At 33.9% G+C, this 19,367-nt stretch carries 17 protein-coding genes; all 17 read right to left on the bottom strand.

What is annotated here, in order from left to right; all coding sequences use genetic code 11:
* Positions 1 to 2: 2 nt before the first annotated feature.
* The 17 genes from lepB to ABD792_RS04850 all read right to left on the bottom strand — a co-directional run bounded on the left by lepB (position 3) and on the right by ABD792_RS04850 (position 19,283).
* The gene (lepB, locus tag ABD792_RS04930; RefSeq protein ID WP_345004708.1) at positions 3 to 1,205 is read right to left on the bottom strand and encodes a signal peptidase I; all 1,203 of its coding nucleotides are present in this window, start codon (positions 1,203 to 1,205) and stop codon (positions 3 to 5) included.
* A 106-nt stretch (positions 1,206 to 1,311) separates the two neighbouring features.
* Complete coding sequence (locus ABD792_RS04925) at positions 1,312 to 1,902, bottom strand: hypothetical protein (protein ID WP_345004707.1); 591 nt, start codon at positions 1,900 to 1,902, stop codon at positions 1,312 to 1,314.
* Between the two features lie 5 nt (positions 1,903 to 1,907).
* Entirely contained in the window at positions 1,908 to 2,981 is a 1,074-nt protein-coding gene (locus tag ABD792_RS04920; protein ID WP_345004706.1) for a BF3164 family lipoprotein, read from the bottom strand.
* 80 nt (positions 2,982 to 3,061) lie between these two features.
* Complete coding sequence (locus ABD792_RS04915) at positions 3,062 to 3,340, bottom strand: hypothetical protein (RefSeq protein WP_345004705.1); 279 nt, start codon at positions 3,338 to 3,340, stop codon at positions 3,062 to 3,064.
* Between the two features lie 671 nt (positions 3,341 to 4,011).
* Entirely contained in the window at positions 4,012 to 5,319 is a 1,308-nt protein-coding gene (locus ABD792_RS04910) for a carboxypeptidase-like regulatory domain-containing protein (protein ID WP_345004704.1), read from the bottom strand.
* On the bottom strand, positions 5,300 to 5,686 hold the full coding sequence (locus tag ABD792_RS04905) for a DUF1573 domain-containing protein (protein WP_345004703.1): 387 nt from the start codon (positions 5,684 to 5,686) through the stop codon (positions 5,300 to 5,302). The genes ABD792_RS04910 and ABD792_RS04905 overlap by 20 nt, the downstream gene beginning before the upstream one ends.
* The gene (locus ABD792_RS04900; RefSeq protein WP_345004702.1) at positions 5,686 to 6,843 is read right to left on the bottom strand and encodes a hypothetical protein; all 1,158 of its coding nucleotides are present in this window, start codon (positions 6,841 to 6,843) and stop codon (positions 5,686 to 5,688) included. The genes ABD792_RS04905 and ABD792_RS04900 overlap by 1 nt, the downstream gene beginning before the upstream one ends.
* A gap of 80 nt (positions 6,844 to 6,923) precedes the next feature.
* Positions 6,924 to 7,211, bottom strand: coding sequence for a hypothetical protein (locus tag ABD792_RS04895; RefSeq protein ID WP_345004701.1), 288 nt, complete (start codon positions 7,209 to 7,211; stop codon positions 6,924 to 6,926).
* Positions 7,212 to 7,261: 50 nt separating this feature from the next.
* A complete protein-coding gene (locus ABD792_RS04890) occupies positions 7,262 to 7,552 on the bottom strand; it encodes a hypothetical protein (protein ID WP_345004700.1) in 291 nt (96 codons plus the stop codon).
* A gap of 381 nt (positions 7,553 to 7,933) precedes the next feature.
* Positions 7,934 to 8,137, bottom strand: coding sequence for an HTH domain-containing protein (locus tag ABD792_RS04885; RefSeq protein WP_345004699.1), 204 nt, complete (start codon positions 8,135 to 8,137; stop codon positions 7,934 to 7,936).
* Between the two features lie 107 nt (positions 8,138 to 8,244).
* Positions 8,245 to 9,843, bottom strand: coding sequence for a TolC family protein (locus tag ABD792_RS04880; RefSeq protein WP_345004698.1), 1,599 nt, complete (start codon positions 9,841 to 9,843; stop codon positions 8,245 to 8,247).
* Positions 9,830 to 12,946 carry an efflux RND transporter permease subunit gene (locus ABD792_RS04875; RefSeq protein WP_345004697.1) on the bottom strand — a complete coding sequence of 1,039 codons (3,117 nt, stop codon included), beginning with the start codon at positions 12,944 to 12,946 and terminating at the stop codon, positions 9,830 to 9,832. Before ABD792_RS04875 ends, ABD792_RS04880 begins: the two co-directional genes overlap by 14 nt.
* The gene (locus tag ABD792_RS04870; protein WP_345004696.1) at positions 12,918 to 14,960 is read right to left on the bottom strand and encodes a hypothetical protein; all 2,043 of its coding nucleotides are present in this window, start codon (positions 14,958 to 14,960) and stop codon (positions 12,918 to 12,920) included. Before ABD792_RS04870 ends, ABD792_RS04875 begins: the two co-directional genes overlap by 29 nt.
* Positions 14,961 to 15,022: 62 nt before the next feature.
* A complete protein-coding gene (locus tag ABD792_RS04865) occupies positions 15,023 to 16,108 on the bottom strand; it encodes an efflux RND transporter periplasmic adaptor subunit (protein WP_345004695.1) in 1,086 nt (361 codons plus the stop codon).
* 916 nt (positions 16,109 to 17,024) lie between these two features.
* Complete coding sequence (locus ABD792_RS04860; RefSeq protein ID WP_345004694.1) at positions 17,025 to 17,621, bottom strand: hypothetical protein; 597 nt, start codon at positions 17,619 to 17,621, stop codon at positions 17,025 to 17,027.
* Between the two features lie 2 nt (positions 17,622 to 17,623).
* Positions 17,624 to 18,889: a 6-bladed beta-propeller gene (locus ABD792_RS04855; RefSeq protein WP_345004693.1), complete on the bottom strand. Its 1,266-nt coding sequence runs from the start codon at positions 18,887 to 18,889 to the stop codon at positions 17,624 to 17,626.
* A gap of 64 nt (positions 18,890 to 18,953) precedes the next feature.
* On the bottom strand, positions 18,954 to 19,283 hold the full coding sequence (locus tag ABD792_RS04850) for a hypothetical protein (RefSeq protein ID WP_345004692.1): 330 nt from the start codon (positions 19,281 to 19,283) through the stop codon (positions 18,954 to 18,956).
* Positions 19,284 to 19,367: the final 84 nt, after the last annotated feature.

Here is a 19,367-nt window from a genome sequence, read left to right as displayed (position 1 = left end):
ATTTATTCCACTTTTTTAAACAATCTGCTCCATTGGAACTCATCCCGGTAGTTAGACCACAGTACACATTGTACTTTACCCACTATATTAGATTCCGGAAGAAATCCCCAGGATCGCGAATCGATGGTACCCTTTCTATTGTCTCCCATCATAAAATAATAATCTTGCTTAAAGGTATAAGCTTCTGTTTTTTCACCATTCACATAAATGCCTCCCTCCTTTTGTTCAATAGATCTTTTTTCATAGAGTTTAATAGTTTCTCCATAAAGCAGCACTGTTTCCGGAATTAACTGAATGGTCATCCCCTTTTTGGGTATAACCAATGGCCCCATATTATCATAGGTCCATTGGTCACTTACAGATTTATGTAAACATCCTTTATTGATATCAAACGTATCTATTTGCTGTTGAAAACTATTTATACTGGACAACTCTTTTAGCTGCGCTACTTCTTTTTTAGACAATGTGACCCTTGCATTGAAATCTTTTCCATAATCAGCATTTATATAGGCATCTATACCTAAAGAATCCATCCCTTTATATAATTGTTTACGGTCTTTTACTTTAAACTGATAGGTATTTTTAACATTATCTGGCGTTTCAAATAACTCTCCATTGGTATAAATACGACCGTTTTTTATACTAATTGTATCCCCAGATAGGCCTACACAACGTTTTACAACAAAAAAATCCTTGCTTAACCCTAAGTTGAACACAAACACATCCCCTTGTTTTATGGAAGCATACCCAGATAATCGTTTATAATTCCACCAATTCTCTTTTAAATGCTTTTTAGCATTGTCGTTAAAACAAAACGCAATATTAACCCAGGGAATCTCGAATGGCGAACGTGGTAGCCTAGGCCCATACTTTAGTTTATTGACCAAAATAACATCACCCGTGTACAAGGTATTGTTCATAGAGGAGCTGGGGATTTTGTAGATGTCGCCAACAAGGAGTTTGGTACTGATGGCGACAACAAACAAAAAGAAAATCAAGGCAATTCTTCTTAACTGCTTTATAGAACCACTATTTCTAATTGGTTTAAAAATTCTAGCAAACACATAAAAAATGCTCCAAAACATAAGGCTATAACATAATAGCCAATACAATTTTAAAACAATAAACAATCCAAAAACGAATGTAAAAACTAAAGCTTCATAATTATTTAATTTTATATTAAGTCCTCTTACTTTTTTTAACATAAAAAAGCTATTTACTTTTATAAAGCTTCATTATAAGAAAAACTTATAATAAAACTAAACCCACATAAAAAACAATAACAACTAATCTCTCGATTTGTTGTCCAGTCTAATGTAGCATCTTGAATTCACCTTTAATTTTATTAATATATAATCCCTTTATTTCTTTTGAATACAAAGGATTCCCTTTTAGTATCACTTTATTGTTTACATCTGTTAAAACGGTATTGAAATCATCATCGTTTTTCATAAACTTATTTAACTTGAACCATTCACGTCGTTCATCTAGAAAAAATGGGTATGAAAAATCATTAATTTTTCTAGACTCACATAAATATTTCATTAACTCAAATTCATCATCTGATTCACAAATTAAAATAACAGGCACCTCATATTTTTTAAACTCAACAATTATGCTATTCCATAATTTAATATTAGAAATACAGGTAATACATGAAGAATTGATTATTGAATAAATTTTAAAATTAGCATTTGATATTTCCAAACTATCTGAAATGTAATTATTAAAAGGAGCATAGATTCTTAAACTGTCTGGAATTAATAATTTTTCATCAAGAATACCATTATTTTGATTCTTAATAGAATCTATTTGTTTTTCACCTTTTACATTTTGACACGATATAATAAAATAAATTGGCATTAATAATACTAAAGCTTTTTTAAAATAAATTTCCATCATGCCTTTTAATTAATATTAGCTTTAACTATATACCCTGAATCTACATCAAAAGCATATAATGTTTTATCATCTTTAGTAACAGTTATACTTAATATGTTTCTATCCAAGTTCATTTTTTTAACTGGATTTCCAAACCAATCGTACACATAAATGTATTTAGAATAATAAGATTCCGGTCTTTCTGTAAGAACACCTGAATATGCCATATATATATGCTCATTAGTTACACAGCCTCCTATGAATGCCATTCGAGTCTCTTTATTTCTACCCATTAGATAAAAATCCTTTCCAACTTTTAAGGGATCAAACTCTATATTGAAATTTTCTACACCCTTTACAATTTTATTTGAATAATCTTTTAAATTGAAAATTTCGACCATATCCGTAAATCTATACGCCAAAACTGCTTTATCTCCAGAAGGTTTAACAAAAATAAAGCTCTGATGAGCATCCTTATAAGCATCAAAAGGCATATTACTTGGAATGTTCTTAAAAATTCCAAATTCGTTTGTCACATTATTTGTTTTTGAATTTAATTCTTGAACTTTATAATTAGAATTGCGACTTCCTACACTTAAATAATTGAGGCTATCACAAAAGGCTATCATATAATAGCTATCCTTAACAGGATATTCATTAAAAGAAGGGGAAAAGTCTTCAATTGATGCCTTTAAATTAGTTAATGTCAAAATCTTTTTTAATGTAATATCATACAACCAAAGCATGTCGTTTGAAATTCCAGAAACTCTGGCACCAATAGCCTCTTGAGGGCCTCTTCCTCTTTTTAAGTACCCCTTAGATAATTTATGATCACTCAATGAATAATTATAGAAAAAATAACCGTTTTTCGTATTATTATGAATTATTAAAGTTGAATCTACGCTATGTAATATTGCTGCAACTCCTTCTTTGAATTCGTAAACTTCTTGAAACAACACTTTCTCTTCATTTGGAAACTTTCCAAAAACAGTAACGTTTTCTTGTATCAAAGAGGAACTTTTATTTTTGCAATTAAATGTTAGTAAAAATAGAACTGCAACTATTAATAAATTCTTAACTATTTGTTTATAATATTTCATCTCTTTTATTACTTAAATAAAGTAATTCTCATTTATAAATGAGAATTACTTTATATTATAAAATTAGGTTTTAGCTTTATTTAACTAAAAGAACAATTAATTCTATAAGGAACTGTCACAACCACACAATTTATTATTAAAACATTGTATAATGGATCGTAACAAGTATCATTTATACTTTCTGTTGCCCTGCAATTTGAAGATGGCCAACCCGTCTCTGCATTCGCCGTATTAATATTTAACAAACTAGCCAAATCCAGATCTCCACTAGAACTATTAGTTACATTCATATTAAAAAATACAGACATCACCATAACAGCGATACCTAGAGAGGTTATTATTTTTTTCTTTAAATTCATTTTTAAAATTTTAAATTGTTTTTAGATCCTTGCTGACACAAGAATGACAAAATATTTTTACTTTTATAAAGTCAAGAAAGAGGTATGCTACTTTGTAGAACATAATAATGGCTTATGTGGTAAGCGATTGTAATAAATCATATTCTAACAACCATTCTAATGAGATTCCTGCCTACGTAGGAATGACAAAAAGTTGGAATGACAATACAACTTATCCTCTGGGCATTTTGAAGTTTATTCTTATAGATTTCAGTTTTATGGTTAAACGATATTGATTGTATTTTTTAATCATGTCATGCCCAGAGGCTTTTAATTTCATTCTTAATCTTACAAAAAAAACCGAATTAACCGACAAAATTTGACGGTTAACTATTTTTTAAGAAAATATTCTTCCCTTATAATATTAATAGTATAATACCAAATCAACCATAAAATGCCACTAATAATTAATTTCTTTTTAAGCAGGGCAATGTTCAGGGCAATGGAATCGAGTTTTTTTTGTAGAACGCCCTTCTTTCTTTAACCCTAAATTCGTAATTGTTTAGCTCCTTTTTTGAAGGTCTAAAAATCCTATCGCTTTTATATACACATCGCCTTGTCGAATTTAGAGTTGCCCAAAATGGGATAGACTACATTTTTATGTTAGGTTAAAATGGCACTAAGCTAGAAATTCATTTGTTTAAGTAAAACTTATCCTCAACCTGTTCCATTTTTTTTAAGAACTGTTTTTTATAACTTGAATTGCTATCTGAAGGATAAAACCATTTGCCTGAGTTATTCAAGTATTGAGCTTCTAAAGTTGTGTTCGGTGCCAAATCTCTTTTAATAACCTTTATTTCTGAATCATTTTCTATTCCTAATTTTTGCCATTTATTTGGGGAATAAAAGATATAAGGGTTTCTAGCAATTGTATTTGCTCCCCAATATTCATCTGAGGTCATTTTAAATTCGCTAAATTTTTGAGATATCACTTTTAGAGTATTTACATGGTAGGTATTTTCAAAATTGTAAGAAGACGTCATATTTGACAAAAACACATTATCATTAAAATAGTGAAATGATATTGACACGTTAGCTTTTATATGTTTATTAAAGGGGTTGGTTGGAAAATCAGGTGTTTCATAATTAATTTCAAGAATTTTTAAAGTCTTAGCAAAACAATCTACATAACCAGTAAACTCACCTCTTTTAAATCTTATCCTATGTACTTTTTGATTGTTCTTATAGTAACTAGAATCTAGCTCAAAATCAAATTTTTTCCAATTTTTGGATAAAACACCGGAATTTAAAAGCCTTAAAAATTGGTTTAAATTAGCCGTACCATTTAACCAAGAATCATATTCTAAATTATATTTTTTCTTAATATCCTCTTTCCAAAGCGTGTCAACATTAGCTAACTTAGTGTTCTTATAGAAAAATTTATATTTTGTTAAATATGATGCACCCTGTAAACTACCCATATTTATAGCATAACCTAGACTTTGTGCAAAAAGTACATGCTTACCATTATATTTTATCTTCTCTTTATAATAAGCTTTGGATACATAATTATATTTTGGAAGACTGTTGTTAAAACTTTTATATACTTTTTTAAAAAATTCTCTTGGAGATATTTCATCATCTAAATCTTTATTTCCAATGACTATCTCATCGAGCATTGTAATATCTTCTTCCAGATAAATAATGCCATTTGGCAAATTTAAGAAGCTTTGTACATTAATTTTTTTTTCTTTATACCCAAGAAATGAAAAACTTAATACATCTTCTGATGTAGCTCTTAAACTTAGGTTAAAAAACCCATTTTTATCGGTTGTAGTTCCTATCCCCTTATTGTTACATATAATTGTAGCACTTTCTAACGGCGTTTGACCTTGGTCAAGTATTCTTCCTCTAAGGGTATAATCAACATTTTGAGCCTGTAGTGAATATGTTAAAACAGTAAATAATGTAAATATGAGACTACTCTTTTTTAATAACATTTCCAAAAATTAAAAATCTATAAAATTGTTGTTCTGTATTTGAATCTATGATCGTATAAACTTTAGATTCTCCAATTTTACCTTCAGTATTAAACTTCATAATTAATTGAGCTTCCTCATTAGGAGCTAAACTATTTTTATTAAGTTTTGCTTCGGTACAAATACAAGACGTACTTGATATATTTAGTTTAATATCTCTTTTTGAAACATTTTTTAGAATAAAAGTCTTTGATATTAAAGTATCTTGTTTTACGTCACCAAAATTATACTTTCTATTTTTAACTTCTAATTCCATGGCACTCTTTTTATCATTTGTTTGACCACACATCATCACAGGCAGTAAACAGAAAAACAGTAATTTTTTCATTAATAATCTAACTTAAATTTAAACAAAGTAAACTCTTCTTTTAAATCATCTGGAGGGAGTTGTGCATAGTAATATGGTTTAATATATCCAATTATTTCAAAATCCTTTGGCACATCAATATCTCCTATCAATTTAGTATCTCTATATATTTGCAAACCATCAGTTTTAGATGGTTGGTCTTTTTGATATCCTCTAAACAATATTCCTGTTTCCGGTATTTGCTTTAAGTATTTATAAAAACCGTATTTTGTTCTACCTGTTTTATAGATACCTACATAATTTTCAGCAGTTGTTACTTCAGGATACTTAGCACTAATACCCCTGCCTTGACTACCGTATTTAGATGTGATAATATTGTCTTCTTTAGCTTTATAAATTAAACTATCTGCTTCAAAGCTAAATAACAGTTCATCTTTAGATTTTGTAAATAACACATTACTAAACTGGGGTATAAATTCATAGTTCTTATAAACAGAAGAATATCTACAAAACATATTTTCTATTTTATTCTTTTTTAAATCTAATGTAGCTATGGTATTCACCTCATCATAAAAAACTCTTGAAGTATATGCATTAATTTTTGGGTGACTTGTTGATATGGAAAATAATAGTTTTTCAGAATTTAAAAAACTTAAATTTAATCCAGGGTAATTAACTTCGTATATCCCTAAATAATGTGGTTTAGGGTCATTCCTTAATTTTTTAATATTTGTACTTTCATTACTAAAATTAAGTCTCGAAGATTTTACCCTTTTCCAAGCTTTATTATTTACAATATAATAATCATAAGCGCTACCCATAATGAAAACCTTATCGTCATATACAGCATAATCTACCCACTTTTTTGATGGAATCTCATTAGGTCCCCTTCCTCTACTTAGTACTTTTTTTTCAAAATTGAAATCTGTATCGTAAATGTAGAAAGAACCATAATAAAAATCTCCAAAAATTAATTTATCATCTAAACAAGACCATTTTCCAACTAGAGAAGTTCTACTTCCTTCTATAGAAACGGTATCTAAGGATAAACTGTTAATTAACATGTTAGTATTTCCGGTATAAGGAACATCTTTGTACAAATCAACATTTCCTTTACCACATCCTACAAATACAGAAAGACTTAATGCATAAATAATTTGATATAACTTTATCTTCATTTTTTAATTATTTATTATTTTCTAAAAATATAGAACTACAAGTATACTTGTAGTTCTATTACAAATATCAATTATATAAATCAACAATTAGTAGTGGAGAAACTAGTACAATCTCCCTGACCACTTGGAAACTCACCACATTTGGGTCTAAACGATATCATATTACCTCCATAACAAATACCATCAGAATGGCATCTACAATATAAGGTTGTACTAGAATACTCTTCTGCATTAGCAACATTTAAACTAATCAAACTAGCTATATCTATACTTGCTTCTGGGCTTTCGATTTTACTTGTATTAAAAATCTGAAAAAATAGGGCAAAGAAAAATACAGCGGCACTTAAAATTGAAATTAATTTCTTCATTTTATCTAATTTTATTTATGTCAAAACTCTTTATTTATATTTTTTTTCTATTACAAAGGGCAATTGTTACTATAATCCATACAATCTTGCCACCCACTTCCATCTAACACCGCACATTTTTTTCTAAAAGAAATTAAGCTTCCCTGATAACAAATACCGTCAGAATGACATCTACAGTATGTATAACTAGCCCCCTCTTCTGCATTAGCTGTATTTATACCTATTAAACTAACCAAATCTAAATCTCCATTTGAACTATTAACCGTATTTATACTAAAAAACATAGCCATTGCCATCACAGCAATACCTATTGTACTTATTATTTTTTTCTTTAAATTCATTTTTAAAAATTTTAAATTGTTTTAGATTCCCATTTACACGGGATTGACAAATTATCTTTACTTTTACAAAGTCTAATCCCGAGGTTCGGGATGTCGAGGTATGCTACTTTGTTGAACATAATAATGGCTTATGTGATAAGCGATTGTAATAAATCATATCCTAATAACCATTCTAATTGGATTCCTGCCTACGCAGGAATGACAAAAAGTTGGAATGACAATACAACTTATCCTCTGGGCATTTTGAAGTTTATTCTTATAGATTTCAGTTTTATGGTTAAACGATATTGATTGTATTTTTTAATCATGTCATGCCCAGAGGTTTTAAATTCCACCCTTAACCTTACAAATAAAGTAGAATTAACCGACAAATTTTGTCGGTTAACTATTTTTAAGAAAGTATTTATTGGTTTTCCTACAGAAGGCAATTTTATGTCCTTCTTCCCGTAATTCTCTTAACATGCGCTCAACCGTTCTTATGCTACATTCAAAATTCTCAGCGACTTCTTCTATAGAACCAAGCCGGTTTTGCTTAATTAAGTACAGCAAGTATTTTTCCTTTTCTTTTCGTTCTGTGTAGGTCATAATATTATTTTTTGTCATTACGAGGAGCAGAGCGACGTGGTAATCTTTTTCTCGATTAACAAATTGCCACATCACACTAAAAATGTGATTCGCAATGACGGTGTTATTTAATTATCTAAAATGCCATCAAAATCCTGAGTTAAAGGCGTGTTATTAATAAAATCATACAGTGTTAACTGTTGTACCTGGTAATAGAGCCTCCAATAATTTAGCAGGCTTTGTATATACTGTTCTGTGGCAGACTGCCAGGCCTTCCTGGAACTGGTCAGATTTAGCAGGTCTACCCGCCCCGACAAAAAGCGCTTTTCCGTAATCTGGTAGGACTCCCTGGCGATCTCGCTGGTCTTCAGGGCACCGGTCACCAAATCCTTTTGGAGATTGAAATCAATGACCTTTTGGGTAATGTCCTGTTGCAGCTTATCGGCGTCCTGTTGCAGCTCGATATCGGCGACGTCCTTATTCATCTTTGCGGTCTTGATCTTGCCCCGGCGTTCACCCCAGTCCAAAATCGGGATACTAAAATTAAGGGATAGCATCTGCTGATCCAGCAGGTTCCCATAAGCATCCACAAAGGTATTGGCCTGTTGGTTAAGTCCGTAACTGGCCGTTACCGACAGGTCGAACCGATTGTCCTTTACAGCCCGGTCCAGATCCCTTAAGGCTTCCACCTTCCTAAGCTTTAAATCGAGGATATCGGGATTATTGGCCTGGGCAAGCTCGGTTGCCTCTGCGATATCAATTTGAAGCCCAGATACCAACTCCGGTAGTTCGGGAAGCGTGTTTTCAGGTAACCCATCCCTTAAGAACAGCTTTATGGCCGCCTCGGTCTTTTGTAACATTTGGAGGTTTTGGGTCAGGTTGGTATTGGCATTGTAAACATCCATCTCCAGGTTCAGTAAATCGTCCCGCTCTATGGAGCCCAGATCGTACCGTTTCCTTCCGATCTTAAACAGTTTTTCGGTCGAAGTCTTGTTCTCCCTGGCGATCTCCACCTTTTTATGGGCCAGCGCCCAGTTAAAGAACAGATCGATGGTTTTCAGGTTAATGGTCTGTTGCTCGTAGATGAATTCCTGTTTGGCCTTTTGGTACTTGAGGGGCTCGGTCTGTTTTTCCCATTTAAATCGGTTATAGGCCATCACGGGCTGTACCAGTCCGATGCGGACCGGGGTAGCACTATAACTCTCTATCTCTGAAAGTCCAGAATTGACGATCCGGTCGAAACTGGAGTTGACAAACAATCGTGTTCCTGTAGCCCGGATGTTCTGTGTCATCGATACATTGGCATAGGAACTCAGACTTTGTTGCTGACGGAACACATCGATATTCTGCTCGGAATCGTAACGCTTTACCAGGGCACGATTGAAGGTAAAGGGACGGGTCTCAAAATCGATCTTGGGGAGCAAACTTGATTTAAAGGATCTAAACTGCCAGTAATTAACCCCATACTTGCGCTTGGTCTTAAAGGCATCCAGCGAGTTTTGGCCAGCGAGGTTTAAAACCTCATTTAGAGAGATACCTTGTTGGGGACTAACCGTATTGGATACCTGTTGGGCTAAAAGCCTGTTATTTAAACTAAACAAGATAAGTGCAGTAAGTATGGTTAATGTAATTCTAACATGAGAGGGGATCGGTTCTTGATACATCACACTAAAGTATAATACTCGAACTGACATTCTATTTTTATTAAAAGATTTACTTTTTGGCATACGATTTTAGATTTGAGAGATAATAATAACACAGCGGGATAAAATACAGGCTCACCAGGGTTCCCAACAGCATCCCGCCTATTAAAGCAATCGCCAGCGGCGCTTGCAGTTCGGCTCCCAATCCATTTGAGAACAATAATGGGACTAAGGCCAGCATCGTGGTTAAACTGGTCATTAATATGGGCTTTAAACGGCGTTGTCCCGCTACCAACAGGGCTTTAATGAGCGGATATCCCTGGCGTTGCAACTGGATAATGGTATCGATCTTTAAAATAGAATCGTTAATAATAATACCACTCATCACCACAATACCAATCATCGACATCAGGTTAATGCTCATCCCAAACAGTTTAAGGAATAAGAACGCCCCGGCCAGGTCTAAAGGCACCTCTAATAAAATGATCAGGGGAAGCGTAAATGACTCAAACTGTGCCGCCAGAATAAAATAAAGCAACAACAGGGAGATAAGCAGTACCATAATGAGTTCACTCATCAGCTCTTGATTGCTAAAATAGCTTCCTGAAAAGCTGACATCATATAATGTATTCTGACCGATAAGTTCTTTAATACTGTTCATAGTATTATCTACCTGATCTTCTTTAACCGGAAGGTCCATAGGGTAATATTCGCCTTCAACACCACCCCGGATGATCTTTAGATCTTTGGCAGACACCACCTTTATAAAGTCCTTAACATGGAACACAGCACTGTCCCGGGACACCACCGTGGTTTCATTTAAAATAGCATTGATCTGTTTTGACGGGCCTCCCAGGATGACCGGAATAAAATTCTGGTTATCGACAACAGATAGGATATCCCGTGCATTGAAAGCACTCTTTAGGGTACCGAAAATAGTACCGGCACTAACCCCATAGGTCATTAGTTTTTCCTGGTCGGCTACCAGGGTCATATAATCCTGCCAGACCAGGGGCTGTAGTTCCAAATGATCAAAACGCTGCTGCAGCTGATACCACACCTGCTTAAGGCCGTCATTTTGGCTGCTACCCAGGTTGTCCACCGGGCGCAAGCGGGCAGTGAGCGGTGCTTCATCATTTGAAAAAATCAAACTGAAAATGTTATCGACATCGTTATACTCATAGGAAGCATTGGGATACCTGTTTTGAATGGTATTCTGAAGTGTTTGTTTTATTGCAGCTAAATCCTTTTGGTTCTTACATTGCAGGTAGAAGGTGCTCTCGGAGGTTTTGGCCGCTGTAGTCTTATCCAAAATAAATTGCTGGTTTCCCACTAATGCCATTTGGTTTATAAGCTGTGTCGTTATGGGATCCAAAAGGTGTAGCACACGCGCCTTGTTCTCCTCGACATGGATCTGCTCATTCCAGTCTATCTTTAAAAGAGTTTCTGTTCTGGTAAAGTCAGGCATCTGGGTTTTGGGAAGGATACGGTAAAGACCAAATCCCGATAAAAGCAGTAACAGGCATAATACCCAGGCTAGTTTTTGCCTGCGCATCACCCGGCGAAGGCCTTTTTCATAAAGGGCTTCATAGTCCAGACGGTTCATCCTGGTCAGAAAGCGGGTTATACGCCCCTGCCTCGTCCTGTTTCTTAAATGAAACAAACGGTAGAGTACGGGTAACAGGGTAATGGACACAAAAAAGGAGGCAAACAGCCCAATGCTTATGGCCATGGCCTGGTCGTAGAACAGGGCACCACTAATACCACTTAAAAACACCAAAGGCACAAAGACGGCACAGGTGGTGAGCGCCGAGCTCAGCAGCGGTTTGATCACTTCGTTGGTCCCCACAACACAGGCCTCTGACAATGTATAGCCCATACCCCGGTATTGCGTGATGTTGTCTATAACGATAATAGAGTTATCAATCATCAGCCCAATACCAAGCACCAGCCCGGAAAGGGAAATGATATTGATGGAGATATCCAATAGCTGGAAAAACAACAAACAAACGATAAGGGAGGTAGGGATACTGATCCCGATAAGCAATGGGGACTTGACATCTTTTAAAAACAGGAACATAATGCCAAAGGCCAAGAGCATACCCCAAAACAAACTTTGCAGCAGGTTATTGATGGCATAGTCCAACAGCCTGGTTTGATCCCTGGTAATAGTAAAATCGATATTAGGATAATCTTTCTTAAAATAGTCTAAAAGTTGGTTAAGAGATGTTTTTAGATCCCCCATACGGGCATCGCTCTGTTTGATAATGGCCATGGTCACGGCCTCCTTGCCATTGGACAGTACCAATCCGGTACGCTTTTGGGGATGCTCCAGCACCTGGGCGAGTTCTTTTAATTGGTATACCCGGTTGTTCTTGTGGATGTAGATGTCCTTTATTTCCTGGATGTTGTCAAGGGTGCTTCCCAAGCGTACATCATACTGGTACTGACTGTCCTTAATAAGCAGGCTCCCTATCTCCAGGTCGTATTTTTTGATGTCGGATTCCAGAGCATCCAAGCTAATCCCTAGGGCGTCCAGTTTATGCTGGTCGGGAATGATCAGTATCTCGGGTGATACCAATCCGCTGACATCTACCATGGCCACTTCGCCCACTTGCTCGATACGCTTGCGGATCACCTGGTCGGCAAAACGGTTAAAGTCCACAAAATCCTGTGACACCGGGTATAAATCGTTATTGGACGATGGTGGTTTGGCGTCTTCTTTTAGGGTCATACTTAAATAGAACACCGGTATGTCAGTGGCACTGGCCTTGATGACCCTGGGACGCTGTATGTCCTTGGGGAAACTACCCATAGCCCGGTCGATCTTTTCGTTGACTTCGATAAAGGAATAGTCTATTTTTGTGCCGTGGTTAAACTGAAGCCGTATGGTACCTGTACCGTTAGTGGATTCACTGGTAATGTCCTTTAGGTGACTCAGTTGCATCAGGTTGCGGCGCAGGGGCTTGACCACAGCGTCTTCCAATTGTCTGGCCGACATGTTATCTACCGATACCTGCACGGTAATCTCGGGGATATCGATATCAGGCATCAGGGACACGGGAATAAAGCCGAAGGCATACACCCCCAGGATCAGGATGCCCAAAGAGGTCATCAATACGGCTATGGGTTTATCTATTAAAAACTTTACCATAATTCTACCACCAAACTTGTTTACCATCTTCATAGGTAAAGATGCGTTCTTCTTTACCCTCTGTATGATTCTTCAACCAATACAATGTTCCCTTAGGAACATTTTCAAAATTTAATATTCCTGACTCACTTCCTTGCATACTTCCCCCTGAGACCCATTCATTATTCCAATAAAAGAGCTCATATTCCATACCGGCATAGATACCATTCTTATCTGTCCTCGGACAATAATATAGTTTTGAAATCTGTTGAGGACTACCTAAGTCCAATCCTATCCATACATTTTCAGAAAGTCCTAAAACAGCTTCTCCTCCCGTATAAGATTTAACCCCTTCTTCTCTTCTGTAAATACTCGAATAGGTTAATAGATCAGAGTCAAAAAGAGCATCTAATACTTTTGTATTTATCCCTTTTGAGGCTAAATACCTCCCTTTAGATTCTACAAAATGACCTTCCTTATAATTTCCGAATGCTAATTTGGCTATATCGTAATACTTCTTATCTTCAATTTTTGGATAGACAAAACGATAATAGCGATATGCTTTAGGTGGAATATCAACAATAACATTACTGACATTCGTTATATCTTTCAGGGTGTATAATATGTTCGGAATTTTAAAATCCGGAGAATTTGAAGCCTCAAATCGCCCTCCATTTAATGACATCGCTATTTTGATTAGATGCTTCTTAGGGGGGTGTTTCCTATTAATCTCCATAGTGATCTCTTCCTGATCGCTATTTAAATATGTAACCGACCCATCTTTTTTTAATATAAATGGATTACTTAAAGGTCTTAACCCCACACGATCATCATCCGTCATGGCCAAATAGACAACTTCCTTCCCTCCAATATCTTTAAAAACAACTTCCTTCTCATTACTATCTATCAAACTCCAATCAATAGGTACCCATCCACCCCGGATTTGATTATCAAAAATGCACAAGTAAGCAGTTTTATACTTTTCATGGTTTATATCGGTTAATTTAACTGATATATCAAACGATTCCGTTACCTGTCTTGTAATATCTTCCCAGCCAAACAGTTTGAGTTTGCTTAAAACTTCTATTTTATTTTTTTTTAAACCTTCCGTATGTATTAGGCTTTTTCTATAGACCTTCGTTAACTTTTCCTCAAAAACCAAGGTACCTGGGGCCTGGGATAAAGCGTTAAAATATTGCCAATTCCCTTTACTGTCCAAAATAGCGTTTGCAATATGATCTTTACCATTATAACCGAACTTGTTCATTAAAACTTCGGTGGTAGCTATACCAATCGATCTCATAGCTTCTTGTATCATATTAGATAGGCTAACACAATTTCCATAAATCTTATATTGATACATATGAGGTCCGGTAAGTGTATAAGGAGCATCATACAGTCCGCATGACATAAATATTTTTTGATTTAGGTATTCATTTAGCTGCTTAGCCACAACACTGGGATCCCTTTCTTCTCCGATGGAATCTCTAAATGACTTAAACGCTTCGTTAAAATATTTACGCCACGCATTGGGATATTGCTTCCCTGTTCTATAAGGTAAAATGTATTGACAAAACTCCTGAAAACTATAGTGTTTCGACCAGGGCAATTCCCATGATTTAAAAGCATAATCGATATTTTCTATTAAAAATGATGCCTTAATGCTCTCAATATCCCTTTTTACAGGCCATCTATTATTAAATATCTTACCATGATCAAATTTGTAATGATCAATAAGTTTAGTTATCATTCTTCTCCTTTCGTTGGCATTATCTTTATTTTCTTTTTCAAAAAACGGATTTAAGGAATCATTCAAGGTATTGAAAAAGTCTTCAAGAACACGCTCATTACGGCTATCAATATAAACTCCATAAGGAACCTTTTCTGAAATCAAAAAATAAGCTGCCTGTAATTTTAGACTATCCTCCGGATTTTGATAATGGTCTATTACCTTTTGTAATTCTTCTCTATTATCTCCTGCCAATTCTAAGGACCGTTGTACATCTTTAGGTATGTGGCTACAGGAAAACAAAATTGTTATTAGTATTAAGTAACCTAGATGCTTCATTTTAATGGATTTGTTGTAATTGATGAGATATCTCGCTTCGCTCGATACGACACACTCATTATTTATTGGACGATATTTTTTATCTCAATTTCAGTATCATGTGCTAAGTTGAGGTTACCCGAAACCACAATGGTGTCACCTACTTTCAATGAAGCACTGCTCTTGTCTGGATGGGGAATGACACTATATTGCCTACTATTCTCGTTGGTGGTTTGCACATAGGTCCAATAGGTCTTATCTGATTTTATGGTAAACAGCACTTCCTGATTTTGACGTAATACTACTGTCGATTTAGGCACCACAAATTGGTTAGGAATATTCTTTTGGATAAAGACCTTAACGTTCATGCCCTCCATTAGTTGTCCATCGTTCTTTACCCTGGCCTTTACCAAAATGGTACCGTCCTTTTCTACCTGGGGGTTAATAGTGGTTATGGTACACTGATAGCTTTTACTTAAGGCAAAGGGAGTTATCTGTATCTGTCCACCAGCAGCAATTTCCGAAACTTCCGACTCTATGAGATAAAACTCCACTTCAAAAACCGAATCGTTTATTAAGGTCATAACTTCGGTTCCCACATTAATGTGTTCATGCTGTTTGTTTTCAATATTGGCTATCTTGCCGCTAAAAGGGGCTATCAATTTGGTGGCTTTTAATTTGAACTCCGCATTTTGTAACTCATGTTGGGCATCCTTATAACCGGAACGAATGGCGAGCATCTCATACTCTTCGGCCGGGATACTGTCTTTATTGAAGGTTTCGTAACCACGTCCTACCAGTTTATCCTGAAATTCCAACTCAGCCTTTTTTAGATTGATCTTTGCCTTGGTATAGGCTTGCTGGTAAGTAAAGGCCTTTAAAACGGCCAAGGTTTGTCCTTGCTTTACATAATCGCCATTCTTTACAAAGAGTCGTTCCAGATTTTCACTGACATCGAACTTTAGCTCGTTCTTTTCCAAGGCCACCAACTTACCGTTGCTTACTATTTCCTTTTTAAAAGTTTCCCGTTTCAAAACCATGGCATCAACCTCGTTTTTCTCGGGGAGATACTGTTGTTTTACTATGGAGGCTTCTTCTACTTTGGCCTGTTCTTGTTTACAGGAAAGAGAAATAATAATAAAAATGAATAATATTAATTTTGAGTTCATTCGTATTTATTGTATTTTGACTTTATCAAGCATATATTTTAACTAGTCACTAGTAATTGAAGCCAAAAACAAATTTTTAACATTCTTCAAATAAATGTCGGTTAAATTTGAATTAGATTTTTCAGGAATATAAAGGGCTTTAGAAATCAAAGTGGAATCCAAAATAAACATATATGGTTTCTTTTCATCTTAATAGGCAAAGTTATTTCATTTTCTATTATGCTATAAACATCAATTTGATGTAATCTATGAAATAAAACTACATCCCCTTCTCTAGTATATGATGTTAAAACAATTACTTTATCTTTAAAATTGTTTTTTCTTATAAACTTTCTTAAACTAACCATAGAGCTATCTAAACACATTGGACATGATAATGGTGGAATTCTGGAAGTTAATAATGGACCTTTCTTCAAAAGAGACAATAATTTGCTGCCCCATTTTCTATTCATAAAAGAAAAGCCATTCCAATTGAAAAACCTGTAGAAGTCATTTGCTCAATCATATTTCTACAAAGAAAATTTTCTCTTTTAATTTTATATTCTTGCTTATTATAATACTTCTTTCCATATGTTACTTTTTTTATTAAATCCATTCATTAATATTGCTCTAAAAAATATTGAGATTAGAAGCTGTGCTATACTATTCTTCCTTGAATCATATTTTATCATGATTAAAAGTCTTTCAAATGAGGGAATGGCAAAGCACTATTATCACTTGATTTTGTTTCCTTTTATATCCTTAACATAATAATACCCTATACATTTAAATAGACCCTAATCAACTTTTTATATTTCTTTTTCACATCCTTAGCTAATCCCCTTTTCTGAAACAGAATCAGTTACTTAGTTTTCAAAAAAACTAAATCCACTTCATATTTATATGATAAACATTCCTTTCATACTTGTTAACTAACTTACTTTAAACTACTTAACCTCTCAAAATATCTAACCTCTAAAATCGAAGAAGATTTTTGTGGAAAAAATATGTTTGAAACCTCTAAATTACTATTCACGGTAAAATAATAAGGGAATAAAGCTTTATCCATTTTATTAAAAAAATGGCTTCTGTTATTGGTTATCGAATATATAGAAGCTTTAAGCTTTTTATTCGTTTTAATTAACATTAACTCTCTTAATGTGAAACCACTTGAAAAAATAATATATTCCAAATTGGGATGTTTTTTCAACCGCTCTTGAATTTTTTCAATAGAATCATCAATACACGATGTACACTGATTAGTGCTTATGTACAAAACAACTGTTAAATCTGAAAACACATCGACTATACTCTTCGAATCACCATTGATGGTTTGAATATAATAATCTGTTGAAAAGTTAAAAAAGCCAGAGAAATTAGATTGGAATAAAACTCTAGATCTTAAATTTTCAATTTCATCTGTATTTTTTAATGACAGGTGTCTAGTTAGCTTAAATTCATTAAAAAAAATGAAGCCTAAAAGAGCTAACAATAATATAGCACTTCTTGCACAAAAAAGCCTTTTATGTTTCATTATTAAAAGTCCTTTAATTTATATGTTACAATTACTGGGTTATCAGTTGGTTTTATTTTATTTAATTTATCCCAATCTTTTCTTCTTAAAGTCTCTTTAATCTTTTTATTTTTCAAAAAAATCTTCTTAATACTATGTAAATCCATAGCTTCCCTAATAGATATGAAAAATCCGTCATCTGTAATTCCATTTGGATAACCAACCAAAAACGATAGTGGAATTTCTTTACTGTATCTTAAACCAACACCATATTTTAAGGCTCCAGTATTATAATTATAAAATAATGCTCCTACTGGTTGATTATTTGTATAAACTTGAAGAAACCATAAATCATTTAAAATTACGTAATCACCAGAGAATAGAATATTTTTATCCAATAATTTATTGAATTCCTTGTTGTTTATGCTTTCTTTCCAAACCTCTGGTGATAACCCGTTTTTTTCAAACTCAAATTTCAAAATAGGCCTTATTATACTATCCTCAATCTGCCAGATACCATCCGAGAATGGATGATGATAATAAATTTTACCTCCAAAGCTTCTTAAAGGGTTTATAGTTTTATTTGAAAAGGATTTTTTAGGATTTTTAAAAGCTACTGCAAACGGAACTGACTCCTTATCAGCTAACAACAAACCATATGAATCTATGGCAGGGATATCCGTGTTTCTTTGTGCTCTTGTTACGCTAAAAACCATAGCTTCATTATCTGCATACTCATGCTGAGAAACAACGTAAAACAAAGGTTCCGAAAACAAATATTTACCTGAATATGTATATTTTACAATTTTTTTTAATTTATAATCAAGTATTGATACAAACTTCTTATCCCTATTAATAGCTACGTCTCCAATATTAGCCACTTCCATCGGGCCTTTTCCGATAGAGCCTATACTATTTAAAAATTTTCCTTCATTATTAAATCGTAAAACTTTATTATTTCGTTTATCATGAATAAAATAAAAATTTGAATCACAAATTATTTTATTGATCGATCCTATTATGCTTTTATCAGTAGTCTCCAATGGAGTAAACTCAATATTTGAAAACAACTCTTCAACTTTGATCTGCCTTTCTTCTAGTACATCCGCAGGAATTTTAATTTTTCTTGCTTGTTCATTATCAAAGTTTAACTCGTCTACGCGATTTATTCTTATACTTTTATTTCTATCTAATGGACTGATACTTTGAATTGAAGTTTTATTATTATTGTCTTTACAACCGAGCAACATTGTCAATGATAAGACTATTGAATATTTAAATAAATTCATTTTAACAATTTTGATTTTTAAATATAAAACACCTCTGTCAATGAGGTGTTTTACATGATTTATTTTAACATGGATCATAAGGACTACATGTGTAAGATGGGTCCATAGTCCAATCACAGTCTATTCCAGTTGTTGGCCAATTTCCATAGAATATAGGTTCTCCGGCATAATCTAACCAAACTGGACACATTTCAGTATAAGGAGCTTCAATTGATCCATCTGGTGTTGGATCACAATTATAGTAACAAATTTCTTCGGCTTTAGCACTATTAAAAGTTAACAAAGAACTCAAAGAAAAATCTCTACTTTGATTTGATTTGTTATCAAAATTGGAATAAAAGAATAAGGATAAAGTAAAAAAGGCTATTCCTAAATTTTTTATTATTTTTTTCATTTTTAAATATTTTTGGACTTGCAACAAAAAATTGGACTTTAAGTTGAATGACTAAGCTGCTCGTTTATGGTTATACATATCTAA

Source organism: Snuella lapsa (assembly GCF_039539345.1).
Classification (GTDB): domain Bacteria; phylum Bacteroidota; class Bacteroidia; order Flavobacteriales; family Flavobacteriaceae; genus Snuella; species Snuella lapsa.
This window is presented reverse-complemented; position numbering and strand designations above follow the sequence as displayed.